Annotated in this window: 14 protein-coding genes; 1 reads left to right on the top strand and 13 read right to left on the bottom strand. The window is 69.0% G+C overall.

The window, feature by feature from the left end:
* Nucleotides 1-12 precede the first annotated feature (12 nt).
* Together ACSFA5_RS31205 and ACSFA5_RS31200 are read right to left on the bottom strand one after the other, a co-directional pair.
* Complete coding sequence (locus ACSFA5_RS31205) at nt 13-546, bottom strand: 3-isopropylmalate dehydratase small subunit (protein ID WP_435447929.1); 534 nt, start codon at nt 544-546, stop codon at nt 13-15.
* Nucleotides 543-1,853 carry a 3-isopropylmalate dehydratase large subunit gene (locus ACSFA5_RS31200; RefSeq protein WP_435447928.1) on the bottom strand — a complete coding sequence of 437 codons (1,311 nt, stop codon included), beginning with the start codon at nt 1,851-1,853 and terminating at the stop codon, nt 543-545. Before ACSFA5_RS31200 ends, ACSFA5_RS31205 begins: the two co-directional genes overlap by 4 nt.
* Before the next feature lie 160 nt (nt 1,854-2,013).
* Here ACSFA5_RS31200 and ACSFA5_RS31195 point away from each other — a divergent pair, with 160 nt between their 5' ends.
* Nucleotides 2,014-2,829 carry an IclR family transcriptional regulator gene (locus ACSFA5_RS31195; RefSeq protein WP_435447927.1) on the top strand — a complete coding sequence of 272 codons (816 nt, stop codon included), beginning with the start codon at nt 2,014-2,016 and terminating at the stop codon, nt 2,827-2,829.
* Nucleotides 2,830-2,832: 3 nt separating this feature from the next.
* Here the strand turns inward: ACSFA5_RS31195 and ACSFA5_RS31190 are convergent, their stop codons facing one another.
* The 11 genes from ACSFA5_RS31190 to ACSFA5_RS31140 all read right to left on the bottom strand — a co-directional run bounded on the left by ACSFA5_RS31190 (nt 2,833) and on the right by ACSFA5_RS31140 (nt 17,113).
* Nucleotides 2,833-4,119: an amidohydrolase family protein gene (locus ACSFA5_RS31190; RefSeq protein ID WP_435447926.1), complete on the bottom strand. Its 1,287-nt coding sequence runs from the start codon at nt 4,117-4,119 to the stop codon at nt 2,833-2,835.
* Between the two features lie 80 nt (nt 4,120-4,199).
* Nucleotides 4,200-4,649: a hypothetical protein gene (locus ACSFA5_RS31185; protein ID WP_435447925.1), complete on the bottom strand. Its 450-nt coding sequence runs from the start codon at nt 4,647-4,649 to the stop codon at nt 4,200-4,202.
* A gap of 2 nt (nt 4,650-4,651) precedes the next feature.
* Nucleotides 4,652-5,575 carry an ABC transporter permease gene (locus tag ACSFA5_RS31180; RefSeq protein WP_435447923.1) on the bottom strand — a complete coding sequence of 308 codons (924 nt, stop codon included), beginning with the start codon at nt 5,573-5,575 and terminating at the stop codon, nt 4,652-4,654.
* A gap of 279 nt (nt 5,576-5,854) precedes the next feature.
* Nucleotides 5,855-6,919 (bottom strand): ABC transporter permease, encoded by a 1,065-nt coding sequence (locus ACSFA5_RS31175; protein WP_435447922.1) that lies wholly within the window; start codon nt 6,917-6,919, stop codon nt 5,855-5,857.
* Nucleotides 6,919-8,517 (bottom strand): ABC transporter ATP-binding protein, encoded by a 1,599-nt coding sequence (locus ACSFA5_RS31170; protein ID WP_435447921.1) that lies wholly within the window; start codon nt 8,515-8,517, stop codon nt 6,919-6,921. The genes ACSFA5_RS31175 and ACSFA5_RS31170 overlap by 1 nt, the downstream gene beginning before the upstream one ends.
* A gap of 136 nt (nt 8,518-8,653) precedes the next feature.
* Nucleotides 8,654-9,628 (bottom strand): 5'-methylthioadenosine/S-adenosylhomocysteine nucleosidase, encoded by a 975-nt coding sequence (locus tag ACSFA5_RS31165; RefSeq protein WP_435447920.1) that lies wholly within the window; start codon nt 9,626-9,628, stop codon nt 8,654-8,656.
* Nucleotides 9,625-12,474, bottom strand: coding sequence for a polysaccharide deacetylase family protein (locus tag ACSFA5_RS31160; RefSeq protein ID WP_435447919.1), 2,850 nt, complete (start codon nt 12,472-12,474; stop codon nt 9,625-9,627). The genes ACSFA5_RS31165 and ACSFA5_RS31160 overlap by 4 nt, the downstream gene beginning before the upstream one ends.
* A 9-nt stretch (nt 12,475-12,483) precedes the next feature.
* Nucleotides 12,484-13,485, bottom strand: a complete 1,002-nt coding sequence (locus ACSFA5_RS31155; protein ID WP_435447918.1) for a BMP family protein — start codon at nt 13,483-13,485, stop codon at nt 12,484-12,486.
* Nucleotides 13,486-13,686: 201 nt separating this feature from the next.
* On the bottom strand, nt 13,687-14,316 hold the full coding sequence (gene upp, locus ACSFA5_RS31150) for a uracil phosphoribosyltransferase (RefSeq protein ID WP_187110530.1): 630 nt from the start codon (nt 14,314-14,316) through the stop codon (nt 13,687-13,689).
* Between the two features lie 41 nt (nt 14,317-14,357).
* Entirely contained in the window at nt 14,358-15,764 is a 1,407-nt protein-coding gene (locus tag ACSFA5_RS31145; protein ID WP_435447917.1) for a URC4/urg3 family protein, read from the bottom strand.
* Nucleotides 15,761-17,113, bottom strand: coding sequence for a GTP cyclohydrolase II (locus ACSFA5_RS31140; protein WP_435447916.1), 1,353 nt, complete (start codon nt 17,111-17,113; stop codon nt 15,761-15,763). The genes ACSFA5_RS31145 and ACSFA5_RS31140 overlap by 4 nt, the downstream gene beginning before the upstream one ends.
* Between the last annotated feature and the right edge of the window lie 10 nt (nt 17,114-17,123).

Raw genomic sequence — 17,123 nt, 5'->3', positions numbered from 1 at the left:
TGCGCTCCGGGCTCAGGCCGTGGCAGGGGTTTCGCCCTGCCGCGCCAGCCGTGCCTTCAGGTACGGAATGAAGCCGCCCGCCTCCAGCGTGCCGCGCTCCACCGACGACAGCCGCTCGAAGGGCAGCTGCCTGCCGCTGGCCACGTGGGTCACCGTGCTGGCGTCCCAGTCGACCTTCAGCGCATCCCAGCGCGTGGTGATCTCGCGGATGCCGGGGCAGGTGATGAGCGGAAAGCCCATGCTGATCTCGCCGCGAAAGAACCCCGGCGAGAACGACTCGGCAATCACGCCCGCCACGCCCAGGTGGCGCATGGCGCGCATCGCCGGGTAGTGCGGATGGCCGTAGCCGAAATTGTGGCCGCCCACCAGCAGGTCGCCCTTTGCCACCGACGTGGCGAAGGCGGGGTCGTAGCTCGTCATGGTGACGGCGGCCAGCTCGTGGATGTCGGTGATCTTGATGTTCTTGATGCCGACGATCAGGTCGATGTCGAAATCGTCCTGCTCGAAGATCCAGGCCGCGCGGCCTTGCAGGTTGGGCATGCTCATGCGGCGCTCCTTTCGAGGGCTTCGGCCTCTGCCCTGTTCCTGGCGGCTTCGGCCAGGTAGGGGCGGGGGTCGGCAATGCAGCCTTCGAGCGCCGAAGCCGCCACCACCGCCGCGTTGCAGATGAAGATTTCCGAATCGGCGCTGCCCATGCGGCCGGGCGTGTTCAGCGTGCCGGTCGACACGGCGCGCTGCCCGTCGGTCATGGTCGCGATGCGGCCGTAGCAGTAGTCGCAGCTCGACGAGCTGATGAAGGCGCCCGCGTCCACGAGCGTGGAAATCAACCCTTCCCTGGCGGCCTGCGACATGATGGCCTGCGAGGTCGGCACCACGTGCAGCTGAAAGCCCGGCTTGATGCGGCGCCCGCGCAGCACGTCGGCCGCGGCGCGCAGGTCTTCCAGCCGGCCGCTGGCGCAGGAGCCGAGGTAGCCGGTATGCACTTCGAGGCCCGCGTACTCGCTCAGGTCGCGCGTGTTCGCGGGGCTCGGCGGCGCCACCACGATGGGTGTGAGGTCGCTCACGTCGATGGTCACTTCGCGGTCGTACACGGCGTCGGCGTCGGGATAGACCGGGTCGAGCACGATCTTCGAGCGGCCCGCGGCGTAGGCCAGCGTTTTTGCGTCGGGCGCGATCAGCATGGTGGTCGCACCCAGGAACATCGCCTGGCCGCAGATGGTCTGGCGGCCTTCGATGCTCATGGCTTCGATCACCGGGCCGCACAGCTCCACCACCTTGAAGCGGCACGACGAAGGCCCCAGCACGCGCACCATGTGGTGGAACACGTCGCGCGCCATCACGCCCGGTTGCAGCGTGCCGGTGAGCGCGATCTTCACCGTGCCGGGCACGGTGAGCGCCATGGTCTCGCTCACGAAGGTTTCCAGCACGCTCTTGCGCGCGCCGATCGCCAGCGTGCCGAAGGCGCCGAGCTGGCTCACATGGCCGTCGAAGTGCACCGCGAAGGCCCCCGGCGTGGCGTAGCCCAGCTCGGCCGACACCTGGTGGCCGATGCCTTCGCGCTCGTGCACCGGCACGCCCTGTTCCTTGCCCCAGGCGCGCGTGACCTTGTGCAGCTCTTCTTCCTTGGGCGCGGTGGCCGGGACCATGTGGTCGATGAAGAGCACGAAGCGCTCGGGGCTGGGCACCTTGTCCACGCCGAACTCTTCGCGGGCCTCCTTGAAGAACACGTCGGTGTAGCCGGGGAAGTCGTAGGCAATCACGAAATCGGGGCGGGCCAGCACTTCGTCGCCGGGGCGAACGCTGGCGCGTCCGGCCACGCGGGCCAGGATTTTCTCGGTCATCGTTTGGGGCATCTGCATTCCTTGGGTATCCACAATGTGGCGACATGTGTTGTCGTCTCCCATGAATTACAGACGGGCAGACCTTTTGCCCCGGATGAGGTTAACCCTTAAATATCCACAATGTGGATGCAATATAAAGCGGCACCCAAGTAATAAAAGATGGAGGGTCTACATGGCAGACAAAGAACCGCCACAAGGTGAGAACGCACGCACCGGCACGCAAAGCATCGAGCGCGTGGTCGGCATGCTCCGCGTGGTGGCGTCGCGCGGCAGGCGCGGCATGCGGATCGGCGAAATCTCGGCCACCAGCGGGCTGCCGCAGTCGACCTGCGCGCGCATGCTGGCGCGGCTCGAAATCGAAGGGCTCGTTGCACGCGACGTGGCCACGCGCAAGTACTTCCTGGGGCCGCTGCTGCACGAACTCGGGCTGCTCGCGCGCCCGCGCTACCGGCTCAGCGACCTGTGCGACGGCGCGCTGCACCGCCTGGCCGACCTGACGCAGGACACGCTCTACCTCAGCGAGCGCAGCGGCATGGAGGCGGTGTGCACCAACCGCGCGCTGGGCGACTATCCGATCAAGGCGATGCCGCTGGACATCGGCATCCGCCGCCCGCTGGGCGTGGGGGCGGGCGGACTGTCGATGTTGTGCGCCATGCCCGAGGCGGAGGCCGAAGCCATCATCCAGGCCAACGGGCATCGCTACGAGAAGTTCGCGTCATTCACGGCCGACTTCCTGCGCGAGGCAGTGGCGCAGGGCCGGGCGCAGGGCTATTCGTTCCTCGACAGCGCGGTGACGCCGGGCACGGGTGCGATCGGCATCGCTTTTCCCGCGGAGAACCCCGTGGGCGCGATCAGCATCGCGGCCATCTCGGGGCGGCTGGGAACGGACCGCCGCGAGGACATGGCGCGCGAGTTGCGCCGGGAGGTGCGCAAGATCGAGTCGGCGCTGCTCGGCACGGCCGCTTCGGTGGCCGCCGACGAGGCCTGAGTTTCAGGCCTGGCGCTGCGGCGTCATCCAGCTCGTCGCACCACCACGCCCCGCGAGGTGCAGGCTCGCCGTGGCAGCGGGCGTTTCCGCCAGCAGCCGCCCCTTGCGGAACACCTTGAGGCGCGTGGCGCGCAGGCGAATCGCCTCGACCGGGTCGCGCGCCTGCAGCAGCACGAAGCTGGCATCGCAGCCCGCCGCGATGCCGTAGCCCTCCAGGTGCATCACGCGCGCCGCGTTCGTGGTCACGGCCTCGAAGCACTGGCGAATGCCGGCCTGGCTCGTCATCTGCGCCACGTGCAGGCCCATGTGCGCCACCTCGAGCATGTCACCCGAGCCCATGCCGTACCAGGGGTCCATCACGCAGTCATGGCCGAAGGCGACGTTCACGCCGGCGGCCATCAGCTCGGGCACGCGCGTCATGCCGCGGCGCTTGGGGTAGGTGTCGTGGCGGCCCTGCAGCGTGATGTTGATGAGCGGGTTGGCAATGACCGCCACGCCGCTCTGCGCGATGAGCGGCAGTAGCTTGCTCACGTAGTAGTTGTCCATCGAGTGCATCGAGGTGCAGTGCGAGCCCGTCACGCGGCCCTGCAGGCCCAGGCGTTGCGCCTCGAAGGCCAGGGTCTCGATGTGGCGCGAGAGCGGGTCGTCCGATTCGTCGCAGTGCATGTCGACCAGCTTGCCGCGCGCGGCCGCCATTTCGCACAGCAGCTTCACGCTGGCGGCGCCGTCGGCCATGGTGCGTTCGAAGTGCGGAATGCCGCCGACCACGTCCACGCCCCTGTCGAGCGCGCGCTCGATGTTCTCGACGCCGCCGGGGGAGCGCAAGACGCCGTCCTGCGGGAACGCCACCAGTTGCAGGTCGAGGTAGGGCGCCACCTGGCGCTTGACCTCGAGCAGCGCATCGACCGCCAGCAGGCTGGGGTCGCTGGTGTCCACATGCGTGCGCACGGCCAGCAGGCCCTTGGCCACGGCCCAGTCGCAGTAGGCCAGGGCACGTTCGATGAGCGCGTCGGCCGTGAGCAGCGGCTTCAGCTCGCCCCACAGCGCAATGCCTTCGAGCAGCGTGCCGCTCTGGTTGACGCGCGGCAGGCCATAGCTGAGCGTGGCGTCCATGTGGAAATGCGGGTCGACGAAATGCGGCGCGAGCAGCAGGCCCTGGGCATCGAGCGTTTCGTGCGCCGGGGCGGCGAGGCCCTCAGTCACTTCGGCGATGCACCCGTCCTGCACGGCGATCGACATGCCGGTGCGGCCGTCGGGGAGGGTGGCGTTGGAGATGAGGAGGTCGAGCATCGTGGTGGTCTTGTGTGTTGGGTGGAGCTGAATTGCCGGTGCTGGCAAAAAGGCAAAAGGGCTGTGCAGCACGCGAGGCGTCAGCGCGTGCGCTGCGCCCGGTACCGGTACTGCCCAGGCGCCGGCCCTACCTCGATCGTCACGCGCCGCAGCTTGTCGTCGTGGCCCGAATCGGCCTTGGCTGTCACGACGATGCCGCGCGGCGTCGAGCGGCAGGTCAGCCCCGACAGCGCGACTTCCGCATGGTCGTTGTCGAGCTCCGCAATGGCGACCGTGTGCTCGGCATGCAGCCCGCCGTTGGCGTCGCGCGTCATCCACTGCACGTACAGGAACGACTGCGCGTACTGCTCGGCGTGCACCACGCGGTAGGTGCCGTGCTGGTCCTTTCCCCACGTGCCGCACAGCTGCACCCAACTGACCGCGTCGGGCGTCTTGAAGGTCTCGTAGCTGTAGTCGCTGCCCAGCGCATGGGCGCCGGTGCCGCACAGCGTCAGCAGCGCGGCGAGCAGCGTGGTGGCGGTTGTCTTCATCGTCAACGTTCTCCCTTGCGATAGGGCTTCATCAGCGCCTGCGGATAGCTGGCCTTGCGCGCCACCAGCACCAGCGCCAGGATCGACAGCAGGTACGGCAGCATCAGGTACAGCTGGTAGGGCAGCACGGCGTCGCCCGATTGTTGCAACCGCAGTTGCAGCGCATCGAAAAAGGCGAACAGCAATGCGCCCAGCAAGGCCTTGCCCGGCCGCCACGAGGCGAACACCACCAGCGCCACGCAGATCCAGCCGCGTCCGTTCACCATGTTGAAGAAGAAGGCGTTGAAGGCCGACAGCGTGAGGAAAGAGCCCGCCATGCCCATCAGCGCCGAGCCCGCCACGATGGCGCCGGTGCGCGTGGCTGCCACCGACACGCCCTGGCTCTCGGCCGCCTGCGGGTTCTCGCCGACCATGCGCAGCGCCAGGCCGAGCGGCGTGCGGTACAGCAGCCAGCCGACGACCGGCACCAGCAGCAGCGCGAAGAGCGTGAGCGCGGTCTGCGCGTTGAGGATCGGTATCGGCAGCCAGTCCACCGGCGCGAAGGGCGTGATGGTGGGCGGCGTGTTCACTTTCGGAAAGCTCACGCGGTAGCCGAAGTAGCTCAGCGATGTCGCGAGCAGCGTGATGCCCAGGCCGGACACATGCTGCGACAGGGCGAGCCCGACCGTGAGAAAAGCGTGCAGCAGGCCGAACACCATGCCCGTGAGCGCGGCCACGCCCACGCCCACCCACAGCGGCGCGCCCGCGTACACCGCGAGCCAGCCGGTGAACGCGCCCGCGACCATGATCCCTTCGATGCCGAGGTTGAGCACGCCCGCGCGTTCGCACAACAGCACGCCGAGCGTGCCGAGGATCAGCGGCGTGGCGATGCGCAGCACCGCGACCCAGAAGGCGGGGTTGGCGAGGATGTCGAGCAGGTCGGTCATTTGGATTGACTCCCTCCCCTTCCGGGGGAGGGTTGGGGTGGGGGCGCGCGGCGCTCGATGGGGAAGCCGTTGCCCCCATCCCAACCTTTCCCCGGGAGGGGAAGGAGCAAGACCGAAGGCGCCGAGGCTGCAGGCATTGCGGTCATGGTGAATTTCTCCCTCCCCTTCCGGGGGAGGGTTGGGGTGGGGGCACGCGGCGCTCGCAGTGGAAGCCGTTGCCCCCATCCCGGCCTTCCCCCGGGAGGGGAAGGGGCAAGACCGAAGGCGCGAAGGCTGATGTCATTTCTTCATCCTCACCTGGTACTGCGTCAGCAGCGTCGCCACCAGCACCGCGATCAGCGAGGCCGCGACGATCACGTCCGCGATGTACGTCGGCACGCCCACCGCGCGGCTCATGGTGTCGGCGCCGACCAGCACGCCCGCCACGAACACGCCGGCCGCGATCACGCCCAGCGGATGCAAGCCCGCCAGCATTGCGATGACGATGCCCGTGTAGCCGTAGCCCGGCGACATGTCGAGCGTGACGTAGCTCGTGCGGCCCGCCACCTCGATGGCGCCCGCCAGTCCGGCCAGCGCGCCCGAAAGCAGCGCCACCATCACCACCGTGCGCGTCACCGGCACGCCCGCGAACGCCGCGGCGCGCGCGTTGGCGCCCACCGCGCGAATGTCGAAACCCAGCACCGTGTACCTGAAGACGGCCCACACCATCACCGCGAGCGACGCGGCCCACAGCAGCCCCGTGTGCACGCGCGTCTGCGCGATGAGCTTGCCCAGTTCCAGGTCGGGCTGCAGCGACACGCTCTGCGGCCAACCCATGGCGCTCGGGTCCTTCATCGGGCCGTCGAGCAAGGCCGACACGCCCAGCAGCACGATGAAGTTGATCAGCAGCGTGGTCACCACCTCGTCCACGCCCAGCTTGTTCTTCATCAGCGCCGGGCCCAGCAGCATGAGCGCGCCCGCCACGGCGGCCGCCAGCATCATGAGCGGGAACAGCAGCCACGGCGACAGCGCGAAGCCCGCGCCGCCATGCATGCCGCCCACGGCGACCGCGGCCAGCGCGCCCGCATAGAGCTGGCCTTCGGCCCCGATGTTGAAAAGCCGCGCCTTGAACGCGACCGTGGCCGCCAGCCCCGTGAGGATCAGCGGAATCGCGCGCGTGAGCGTTTCGCTCCAAGCGAACACCGAGCCGAAGCCGCCCTGCAGCAACGCGGCATAGGTGCGCCCGACCGGCGCGCCGGCCCACAGCACCAGCAGCGCGCTGACCACCATGGTGAAGACGACCGCGCCGATGGGTGCCAGCACCAGCGCGGCGCGCGAGGTTTCGTGGCGTCGTTCGAGCCGCATCACGATGCCGCTCCTTTGGTTTCGGACGCCGTCGCGCCGGCCATCGCCAGCCCGATGGCTTCGCGCGTCCAGGCCGTGGCCGGCCGTGCATCGCCCAGGTGGCCGCCGTGCATCACCGCCACGCGGTCGCCGAGCGCGAGCACTTCGTCCAGGTCATCGGAAATCACCAGCACCGCCGCGCCGGCGTCGCGCGCGGCAATCAGCTGCTGCTGCACGTAGGCGACCGCGCCGATGTCCAGGCCCCAGGTCGGCTGGTGCGCGACGATCAGGCGCGGGGCGCGGTTGGGGTACTTCTTGTTGCCGTCGCCTTTGATGGCCTCGGGCTGCTCGGGCGCCAGCAGGGCGCGCCCCAAAATCAGTTTCTGCATGTTCCCGCCCGATAGCGAACGGGCCGGCGCCATCAGGCCGGCGCCGCGCACGTCGAACGCCTTTTCGATGCGCCGGGCATGCAGGCGGGCGGCGGCGCGCTTCACGATGAACGACCAGCGCGAGAACACGGCGCTGCGCAGCCGCTCGGCCACCGCGTTCTCCCACACTGGCAGGTCGCCGACCACGCCCACCGCATGGCGGTCTTCGGGAATGCGCGCCACGCCGCGCTGCACCAGCCGGGCAGGCGAGGGCGGCAGCGCGCGGCCCATCAGTTGCGCGGTGCCCGACACGGCACGGCGCGTGCCGCACAGCAAGTCGGCCAGCGCCACCTGCCCGTTGCCGGAGACGCCCGCGATGGCGGTGATTTCGCCCGCGCGCAGCGTCAGCGACACCTCGCGAAGCCGGTCCTGCCCGCCGTTTTTCGAAGACGCGGTGCTCACATGGTCGAGCACGCAGACCGCATCGCCCACCGATGTCGCCGGTCGCCGCCGCGGCGCCTCGACCGCATGCCCGACCATCCACAGCGCCAGCTGCGCCTGCGTGGTGTCGGCCGTGCGCGCCTCGGCCACGAGCTTGCCGCCGCGCAGCACGGCCACGCGGTGCGACACGCGCAGCACTTCGCCGAGCTTGTGGCTGATGAAGATGACCGACAGGCCCTGCGCCACCATCTGCGCGAGCGTGGCGAACAGCGCCTCGCTCTCCTGCGGCGTGAGCACGGCGGTCGGTTCGTCCAGGATCAGGATGCGCGCGCCGCGGTACAGCGCCTTCAGTATTTCCACGCGCTGGCGCTCGCCGACCGACAGGCTGCCGATCTTCGCGTCGGGCTGCACCGGCAGGCCGAAGCGCTGTGCCACGGCCAGCAGCCGCTCGCGCGCGGCCGCGCGGTGCGACACCGGGCGCCACAGCGGCTCGGTGCCCATCATCACGTTGTCGAGCACGCTCAGGTTGTCGGCCAGCGTGAAATGCTGGTGCACCATGCCCACGCCGGCCGCGAGCGCGGCCTTCGGGTTGCCCGGAGGCAGTGGCGCGCCGAAGACCTCGATGCGGCCTCCATCGGCGACGTAGTGGCCGAACAGGATCGACATCAGCGTGGACTTGCCGGCGCCGTTCTCGCCGAGCAGCGCGAGCACTTCGCCGGCCTGCAGGTCGAGGGAAATGGCGTCGTTGGCGACCAGGCTGCCGAAGCGCTTGGTGATGCCCTGGAGGCGAAGGACATTGGCGTTGATCATGAAGGTTTTGCTCCTTCCCCCTTTGGGGGAAGGCTGGGATGGGGGCAAGCAGCGTCCGCAACGCCGCAGTGATCGATCGAGCGCCGCGTGCCCCCACCCCAGCCCTCCCCCGGGAGGAGAGGGAGCGAAGGCCAAATCACTTCCACGCAGCCAAAAACGCCAGCATGACCTTGGCGGAGTTGTCCGCCGCGATGCTCATGAAGGTGCCCATCTCGTTCTCGCCGTCGCCGCCGCCCGCAAGGTCGCTGAGCGAGCGGAAGGCGATGTAGGGCACGCCGTTGCTGTAGGCGACCATGCCCACCGCCGCGGTCTCCATGTCGAGCACATTGGCCTCGAAGGTCCTGTAGGTGTATTCGCGGTAGGCCTTGTTGTCCATGAAGGCCTGGCCCGACACGCCGTTGCCGCCCACCACCAGCTGCGGCTTGCGCGGCAGGCACTTGCCGGCGCCGCAGTTGGCCAGCTCGACGTTGCGGATGCTGCGCGCCACCTCGAGCATCTTCGGGTCGGCCTCGAACCAGAACTTGCGAACGATCTCCGGCTTCGCGGCCGAGCGCACCTCGACCGGCCGCGGGAACATCATTCCGAAGTTGGGCAGCGTGGCGTCGGTGATGAAGGGCGGGGCGCTGAACTTGCCCGGCGCTGTTTCGCGCGCCATCAGCACTTCGAGGTACTGGCCCCACTGGGCCGGCACCGTGACGTCGCCCACATGCAGCTGCGGGTTCACGCCGCCGGCAATGCCGCTGAACACGATGTTCGTCACGCGAAAGCGGTTGAGCGCCAGCTGCGTGTTCATGGTCGCGTTGGTCATGCTGATGCCCGAGAGGAACAACACCACCGGCTTGCCTTCGAGCGTGCCGGTGGTGAACTCCACGCCGTTCACGCGGTGCTTCACCGGGCCCTGCAGGCGCGTGAGCAGCAGCTTGAGCTCGGGCTCGAAGGCCGACAGCACCGCGATGCGCGGCGTGTCGTCCAGGCGCGTGCTGCTGTTGATGGTCACGACGTCGGACCGGTAGACACCGGCGCAGCCCGTGAGCACGGTGGCGATGAACGCGGCGAAGAGCGCGGCGGACAGCGGGCCGCGAAGGCGCTGGAGCAAGGGGGTGTTCGTCATGAGTTCACGGGCGGAAGTTGAGGGCGATGCGCGGCATCGGGCGTGGCGATCCAGGCCTGCAGCGCCGCGATGCGCGGATGCTTCGGCGCCAACCCCACGAAGGTGGTGTACGCGGCCAGCGCCTTGGTGTCGTTGCCGGCCTGCAGGTAGGCGTCGCCCAGGTTCAGGTAGGCCAGCGCGCGGCTGCCGTCCATGTCGATCGCCTGCTCGAACCAGCGTGCGGCTTCCACCGGCTTGGCGCGCTTGAAGTACACGAAGCCGAGGTTGTTGGCGGCCAATGCGAACTTCGGCTGCAGTTTCAGCGCCTCGGTGAACGCGGCTTCGGCCTCGTCGTAGCGGCGCTCCCGGTACAGCTGAAGGCCGCGGTCGTTGGCGCGCTGGGCCGCCACGCGCGGCGACACCGGCGCGGCGGCCGGCATGGTGAGCTTGGTGTCGGCACCGTCCAGGTTTTTCACGACCACCTCGATGGCGGCCGGTGCAGCCGCACCCGCTGCACCGGCCTTTGGTGCCTTGGCGGCCTGCACGGCATGCACCGCCTGCTCGTTGGCCTCGTCGATGCGCTTGTTGACCCGGCTGGCGGCTGCGTCGAGCTGCAGGCTGTCGCCGCTGAGGCCTTCGCGCTCCGCGGGCAGCTCGAACACGAACTCGCCGCCTTCCGAGCCCGGCAGGCTGCCGAAGGCCGGCGTCTGCCGGGCGATGGCGGACACCGCCGGCGCCACGTAGGCCGCGAGCTCGGTGCCGGTGATGACGCCGTCGCCGTTCAGGTCGGCCTTGCCCGACAGCGCCTGCAGCATGGTCCAGGTGAAGACCGAATGGCCGCCGGGGCCGTCGTCGGCCACCTGCTGGTCGGCGCCGCCGGCGGTGAGCATCTGGCGGCCGATGCGCCGCGCGTTGTCGTTCAGGAAGTTCTTGCTGCCCTGCGGCGCACCGCCGCGCGTGAGGCCCAGCCCCGAGTAGCAGGCGTCCACCAAAAAGAGCACGTGCTTGGCCGACAGGGCCTCGGCCACCTCCTGCAACTGCGGCATCGAGATGGCGTCGGACGCCAGGTCGTCCAGCGCTGCGTCCACCGGAACGATGTAGCCGACGTCGCGCCCGCTCACGAGCTTGCGCGTACTGCCGTGGCCGGCGAAGAACACCAGCACGCGGTCGTCGCGCTTCACGCGCTTGCCGTCGGTCAGTTTGTCGTTGAGCGCGCGCAGGATGTTGGAGCGCGTGGCGTCGCCGTCGTACAGCGCCGTGACGTTCTCGGGCTTGAAGCCGAAGCGCGTGACCAGCAACTGTTCCATGGACTTGGCGTCGGGCACCGCATGGTGCAGGCCGGGCCACTTGGCGTACTTGTCGATGCCGATCACCAGCGCGTGGCTCTCGCGGTAGAGCGTGTCGCCCGCAGCGGCCACGCTGTCGTCCGGTGCCGCACGCTTGGGCGCGTTGACGACGAACTTGCCGTCGCGCCAGGTGGCGAAGCGGTAGCCGTCGGCGACCAGCTGGTCGAGCACGGTGGGCAGGGCCTGCACGGTGCGGCCCTGGATGTCGTGGAACAAGATCACGCCGCGCTTGGCCTTGTCGACCTCGGCCAGCACGCGGTCGGCGATCGACTTGGGCACGGGGTCGGCCCAGTCCATCGAGTCGACGGTCCAGAGCATCGAGCGCAGCTTGAGCGCCTCGACCGTGCTCAGCTTGTCTTCGTTGCGCGCGCCATAGGGAAAGCGGAACAGCGTGGATTGCGCGCGGCCGGTGGCGTCGAGCAGGGCCTCGGTCTCGGTGGCCTCGGTGCGCACGGCGTCGTCGCTCATCTTGGCCATCATGCCGTGGCTGAAGCTGTGGTTGGCCAGCGTGTGGCCAGCCGCCAGCACGCGCTTGGCGACCGCACCGTTGGCGCCGAGCTGCGCCTTGCCCTGCGCGTCGAGCTTGCCGAGGTTCTGGCCCAGCTCGAAGAAGATGGCCGGCGCGTCGTAGCGCTTCAGGATCTCGAGGATCTCGTCGGTGTGCTTCGCATGCGGGCCGTCGTCGAAGGTCAGCACCACGGTCTTGGGCGGCAGCGAGGTGCCGAAGATCTCGCGCGTGTCGCCGCCTTCCTTTTCTTTCGCGCCGCCCGCGGGCAGCGTGTAGGGCACGATGGACCCGAAGTCCTTGAGGATCTGCTCGCGCGAATACAGGCCCTGCAGCTTGGCCACGTAGTCGGCCCATTTTTCGCGTTGGGGCTCGATGCCGCGTTGCGCGAAGCGGCCGAACACGTCTTTCAGTTCGCGGTCGTAGGCCTGCTCGATCTCCGCGAGCACCGCCAGGTCTTCGCTGGCGCGGCGGCCGAGCTTGAGGCCGGGCAGCGATTGCGCCTGGCCGTAGCGCGTGCTCAGCTCGCCCAGAAACTCCTTGAACGCCAGCCGGTCCGCGTCGAACCAGCTCGGCTCGCTCTCGATGCGGTCCAGCAGCGCGTTCAGGGCCGGCACCGTGGCCGGGTCGGTCATGTCGCCGGCCTGGGCGATCAGCGCGCGCTGCCGCTCCTGCATGTCGTGGAACAGCATCTGCCCGACCGCGCTCACCGCGCGCTTGTCGGCCGCGACCAGCGCACGCTCGCCGGTCATCAGCACGATCATCTGGCGGTGCGCGGCCAGCAAGGCATCGGCGCGCTCCTGCAGGGCGGCCGGAATGCCGACCGGTGCCGCGGCCGCGGCGGGCGAAGGGAGTGCAGGGGCCGAAGCTGCCGGCGCGGGCTGTACCGCAGCCGCAGCCGCAGTCGGGGCGGCGGTGCCCGCCGGCTCGCGCTCACACGCGGCCAGCCCGATCGTCAACGCCGCGACAGCCACGGCATGGCCTGCGATGTGCCATCGCGAACGTTTCATGGACATGGGCGACGCTTACTTGGCGGTGGACTTGGGTTGGCTGTCGTCCACCTTCACGGTGAACTTGCCGGCGAGGATGTCGGCCTGCCTGGCCTTCACCTTGGCGACGATGTCGGCCGGCACCTTCTTCTCGAAGGTGCCCAGCGGCGCCAGCTCGGAGCCCTTGTTCTTCATTTGCGCGTACACGCCGTAGTCTTCGGCCGCGAACTTGCCTTCCTTCACCAGCTTGATCGCGCGGTCGGCCGCTGGCTCGAAGTTCCACAGGGCCGAGGCGACCACCGTGTCGGGGTACTGGGCCTGCGTGTCGATCACGTTGCCGATGGCGAGCTTGCCCTTTTCCTTGGCTGCGTCCGACACACCGAAGCGCTCGGCGTACATCACGTCCGCGCCCTTGTCGATCATGGCGAAGGCGGCTTCCTTGGCCTTCGGCGGGTCGAACCAGCTGTTGATGAAGCTCACGCTGAACTCCACCTTCGGATTGGTTTCCTTGGCGCCGGCCATGAACGCGTTCATCAGGCGGTTGACCTCTGGAATCGGAAAGCCGCCGACCATGCCGATGCGGTTGCTCCTGGTCATGCCGCCGGCCACCATGCCGCTCAGGTAGGCCGGCTCCTGGATGTAGTTGTCGAACACGCTGAAATTGGGCGCCTGCGGCTTGAGCGACGAGCCCATCAGGAAGGCGACCTTGGGAAAGTCTTTGGCGACCTTGCGCGCCGCCGCTTCCACGCCGAACACCTCGCCCAGAATGAGCTGGTTGCCGCCGGTGGCGTACTCGCGCATCACGCGCTCGTAGTCGGCATTGCTGACGTTCTCGGTGGCCTTGTATTCGATTTCCCCGCGCGCCTCGGCCGCCTTCAGCGCCTTGTGGATCCGCCCCACCCATTGCTGTTCGAAAGGCACGGTGTACACCGCCGCCACCTTCAGCTTGGCCTGCGCCAGCGCGAGCCCCGGCGCGCCGGCCGCGAGTGCCGCGGCAACGGCCACGGAACGAATGATCAATTGACGACGTGCTGTCACGGTCTTCTCCTCGGTTTATTGAAAGAACCAGCGCTGCAATCCCCATGCCCGCTCGGACCTCGGGGCTCGGGCGCCCCGCGCCCGGCCGCCCGGCCCCCTTCCAGAGACACCGAGGAACCGGCTTCGCCGGGCCTCAGGTGTCGCCCCCGGTAGGGGGTTGGCGAAGCGGACACGAAGTGCCGCGCAGCCTGGGGGCGAGCCTTATTTCGTGCCGAAAATTCGGTCGCCGGCGTCGCCCAGGCCCGGCAGGATGTAGCCGTGGCTGTCCAGCTCGCGGTCGATCGCGGCGGTGTAGATCGGCACGTCGGGGTGCGCCTTCTGCATCGTCGCCACGCCTTCGGGGCAGGTCAGCAGGCAGACGAACTTGATCGACTTGGGGTTGAGCTCCTTCAGGCGCTCGACCGCGGCCACGGCCGAGTTGCCGGTGGCCAGCATGGGGTCGACCACGATCACGTCGCGGCTGTCCATTTCGCCGGGCATCTTGAAGTAGTACTCGACGGCCGTCAGCGTCTTGGGGTCGCGGTACAGGCCGATGTGGCCCACGCGCGCGCCGGGCACCACGGTGAGCATGCCGTCCAGGATGCCCGTGCCGGCGCGAAGAATGGACACCAGCACCAGCTTCTTGCCGTCGATGACCTTGGCCTGCATCGTCTCGAGCGGGGTCTCGACCTCGATGTCCTGCATCGGCATGTCGCGCGTGACCTCGTAGGCCATCAGCATGCTGATTTCGTTCAGGAGCCGGCGAAAGCTGTTGGTCGACGCGTCCTTGCGGCGCATCAGCGTGAGCTTGTGCTGGACGAGGGGATGGTTGACGAGGTGGACGTTGCTCATTGGAATTGTGTGTGGCGTTGCTGAACAGAGAACCCGTGAGTCTAAAAGACGGTGCCGTCGCTCTCGATCAGCAGAGGCGGGGCTCCGCCCCGCAAGCGCTGTGCCAGTGCCCGGCCCGCGGCCCAGGTGCCGCCTTCGAGCACGCAGGCCAGCGGCAGCTCTTCTTCGGTGCGGTCGAGCACCTTGCGCACGCGCGGCGCCACCTCGTCGAGCAGCGCCACCGTCAGCGCGCGCCACTCGACGATGAATTCGTCGCTGGCCTTCCAGCGGCGGGTCAGGAAGGCCGGGTCTTTGGGCACGATCATGCCGCTGTCGATCAGCAGGCCGCCGTTGCGGTACTCGGGCAGGGCCGTGAGCGCATCGAGGTGGCGCACCTTCACGCCCGCCCACTCGAAGGGTTCGAGCAGCGAATACGTGAGCCATTGCGACAGCTTGTGAAACGGCATCCAGCCGTTGGTGAGGCCGGGGCCGCGCACCGCGCTGTGGCGCCAGCAGTCGCCCAGCGCCAGCGCGGGGTCGCCCGAGCCGATGCCCGCCGCGCTGTCGCTGCCGTCGGCCGCGATGCTGTCCACCGCATTGGCCGAAGGCCAGATGCGCGAGAGGGTTTCCAGCAGCAGCGACAGGATCTGGTGCGCCGTGACTTCGGCCGTGGGCGGCGCGGCCGGGCCGTAGGGGCCGACCAGCGCGTCGAACAGCTTGCCGGGGCGGCCGTCGTCGCCGAAGGTCTCGGGCTGCTCGCGCATGGCTTCGCCCAGGCGGCGCAGCAGCATGGCGCGGCCCGCCAGGCCGACCAGCGGATTGGCCTCGCTGACCTGGAAGGCGTCGCCCAGCCGGTCGGCCACCAGGCCGCGCAGGCCGGCCGCATCGACCTGGTAAGGACGTTCGGGGTTCGAGGAGAACAGGCCGCTCATGAACGCGTGGTAGCTGGCCACGCCCAGGCCTTCGGAGCGCGTGAAGCGCTCGCCGGTGGCCGACTCGGTGTAGTGCCAGTCGGGCCCGGCGCCGGCGTCGAGCAGCACGCTGACCAGCACCAGGTCGATGTGGGCGCGAGCGCGCGTGCGCGCATCGGCTTCGCCCAGCAGCGTGTCGAGTTCTTCGATGCGGTTGATGCCGCCCGTCTCGAAATGGCGCCATCGGCTGTGGTACGGGATGGTGTCCCACGGGTAGCGCTCGCGCGTGACCTCGGCGACGGTGCGTGCCGTGTCTTCGAGTGTGTCGCTGCCGCCGATGCGAAACCACTGCGATTCGCCGTTGCGCGCGCGCGCCAGCAGGGCGCCCGCGCGCTGGCGGATGGCCGCCGTGGTGCGCAGCAGGCTGGCCGCGCCGGCCGGGTGGCTGGTGTCGGCGGTGAATTCGGTGGCCGGGTCGACCTTGCCGGCGCCGCCCGGTGGCAGGCTGCCGGACCCGTCGACGGGCATGTCGGGGTCGGTGTTGTGGCTGGTGGTCATTCGGTGAGTCCGCGGCCCTTGGCCTTTTTCAGTTCTTCTGCGTCCGGCACCGGGCCGGGGGTGAAATAGCCGGCGGCCATCTTCGCGTCCATCTCGACGCGCGCGTCCGCCGGAATCAGTGCGTCGGGAATGTTCACGCGCTCGCCGATCTCGATGCCCGAGCCGGTGATCGCGTCGAACTTCAGGTTGCTCATCGACACGAGCCGATGGATCTTGCGGATGCCCAGCCAGTGGAAGACGTCGGGCATCAGCTCCTGGAAGCGCATGTCCTGCACGCCGGCCACGCACTCGGTGCGCGCGAAATACTGGTCGGCCGTGTCCCCGCCGACCTGGCGCTTGCGCGCGTTGTAGACCAGGAACTTGGTCACTTCGCCCAGCGCCCGGCCTTCCTTGCGCGAGTAGGCGATGAGGCCCACGCCGCCGCGCTGCGCGCCCTGGATGCACTCTTCGATGGCGTGCGTGAGGTAGGGCCGGCAGGTGCAGATGTCGGAGCCGAACACGTCGGAGCCGTTGCATTCGTCGTGGATGCGCGCGGTGAGTTCCACCTCGGGGTTGGCCAGGTCCCGCGGGTTGCCGAAGATGTAGACCGTTTGCCCGCCGATGGGCGGCAGGAACACCTCCAGGTCGGAGCGCGTGACCAGCTCGGGGTACATGCCGCCGGTTTCTTCGAACAGCGTGCGGCGCAGGTCGTTTTCGGAGCAGCCGAAGCGGCGCGCCACTTCGGGCAGGTACCACACGGGCTCGATGGCGGCCTTGGTCACCATCGCGGCGCCGCCGGCGGTGAGGAAGTGGCCGTCGGCCTTGAGCCGGCCGCTCTGCAGCGCCTCGATCACCTCGGGCAGGATCACGTGGGCCTTGGTGATCGCGATGGTCGGGCGAATGTCGTAGCCGGCCGCCAGCTCGGTGGAGAACACGTCGGCCACCAGCGCGCCCCAGGGGTCGAGCGACACGATGCGTCCGGGCTCGCTCCACTGCGGGTAGGGGCCGATCACGGCGGTGGGCGCGGTGTTGGTCAGGTCGGCCTTGTGCTCGCGCTTGAGCGCCCCGGCCGCCACGGCCAGCGCGCGGTACACGCTGTAGGAGCCGCTGTGCGTGCCGATCACGTTGCGGTGCGCCCGCTTGGTGGTGGTGCCGACCACCGGCCCGCGCTCGGTGGGTGTGGACGCGCCCCAGCGGATGGGCAGCGCGCCGAAGCCGCCGGCGTGCGAGGTCAGCCGGATGTGCCCGGTCGAGGACGAGGCATGCAGCGGAGGAACGGAAGGATTCGGGGGGAGGGAGGTGGCACCGGCCGGTGGCGTGGGTGGCACCGATGGCGTCGTCGAAGGGATCGTTGTGCTATCTGCAGACATTGGTGGCCCT

The organism is Variovorax monticola (genome assembly GCF_051216855.1).
Taxonomy (GTDB): Bacteria; Pseudomonadota; Gammaproteobacteria; order Burkholderiales; family Burkholderiaceae_C; genus Variovorax.
The sequence above is the reverse complement of the archived record's forward strand: the minus strand, read 5'-3'. Positions and strand labels throughout refer to the sequence as shown.

Coding starts and splice junctions, on each gene's coding strand:
- ACSFA5_RS31205 (WP_435447929.1), bottom strand. CDS start 546: ATGAGCATGCCCAACCTGCAAGGCCGCGCGGCCTGGATCTTCGAGCAG.
- ACSFA5_RS31200 (WP_435447928.1), bottom strand. CDS start 1,853: ATGCCCCAAACGATGACCGAGAAAATCCTGGCCCGCGTGGCCGGACGC.
- ACSFA5_RS31195 (WP_435447927.1), top strand. CDS start 2,014: ATGGCAGACAAAGAACCGCCACAAGGTGAGAACGCACGCACCGGCACG.
- ACSFA5_RS31190 (WP_435447926.1), bottom strand. CDS start 4,119: ATGCTCGACCTCCTCATCTCCAACGCCACCCTCCCCGACGGCCGCACC.
- ACSFA5_RS31185 (WP_435447925.1), bottom strand. CDS start 4,649: ATGAAGACAACCGCCACCACGCTGCTCGCCGCGCTGCTGACGCTGTGC.
- ACSFA5_RS31180 (WP_435447923.1), bottom strand. CDS start 5,575: ATGACCGACCTGCTCGACATCCTCGCCAACCCCGCCTTCTGGGTCGCG.
- ACSFA5_RS31175 (WP_435447922.1), bottom strand. CDS start 6,919: ATGCGGCTCGAACGACGCCACGAAACCTCGCGCGCCGCGCTGGTGCTG.
- ACSFA5_RS31170 (WP_435447921.1), bottom strand. CDS start 8,517: ATGATCAACGCCAATGTCCTTCGCCTCCAGGGCATCACCAAGCGCTTC.
- ACSFA5_RS31165 (WP_435447920.1), bottom strand. CDS start 9,628: ATGACGAACACCCCCTTGCTCCAGCGCCTTCGCGGCCCGCTGTCCGCC.
- ACSFA5_RS31160 (WP_435447919.1), bottom strand. CDS start 12,474: ATGTCCATGAAACGTTCGCGATGGCACATCGCAGGCCATGCCGTGGCT.
- upp (WP_187110530.1), bottom strand. CDS start 14,316: ATGAGCAACGTCCACCTCGTCAACCATCCCCTCGTCCAGCACAAGCTC.
- ACSFA5_RS31145 (WP_435447917.1), bottom strand. CDS start 15,764: ATGACCACCAGCCACAACACCGACCCCGACATGCCCGTCGACGGGTCC.
- ACSFA5_RS31140 (WP_435447916.1), bottom strand. CDS start 17,113: ATGTCTGCAGATAGCACAACGATCCCTTCGACGACGCCATCGGTGCCA.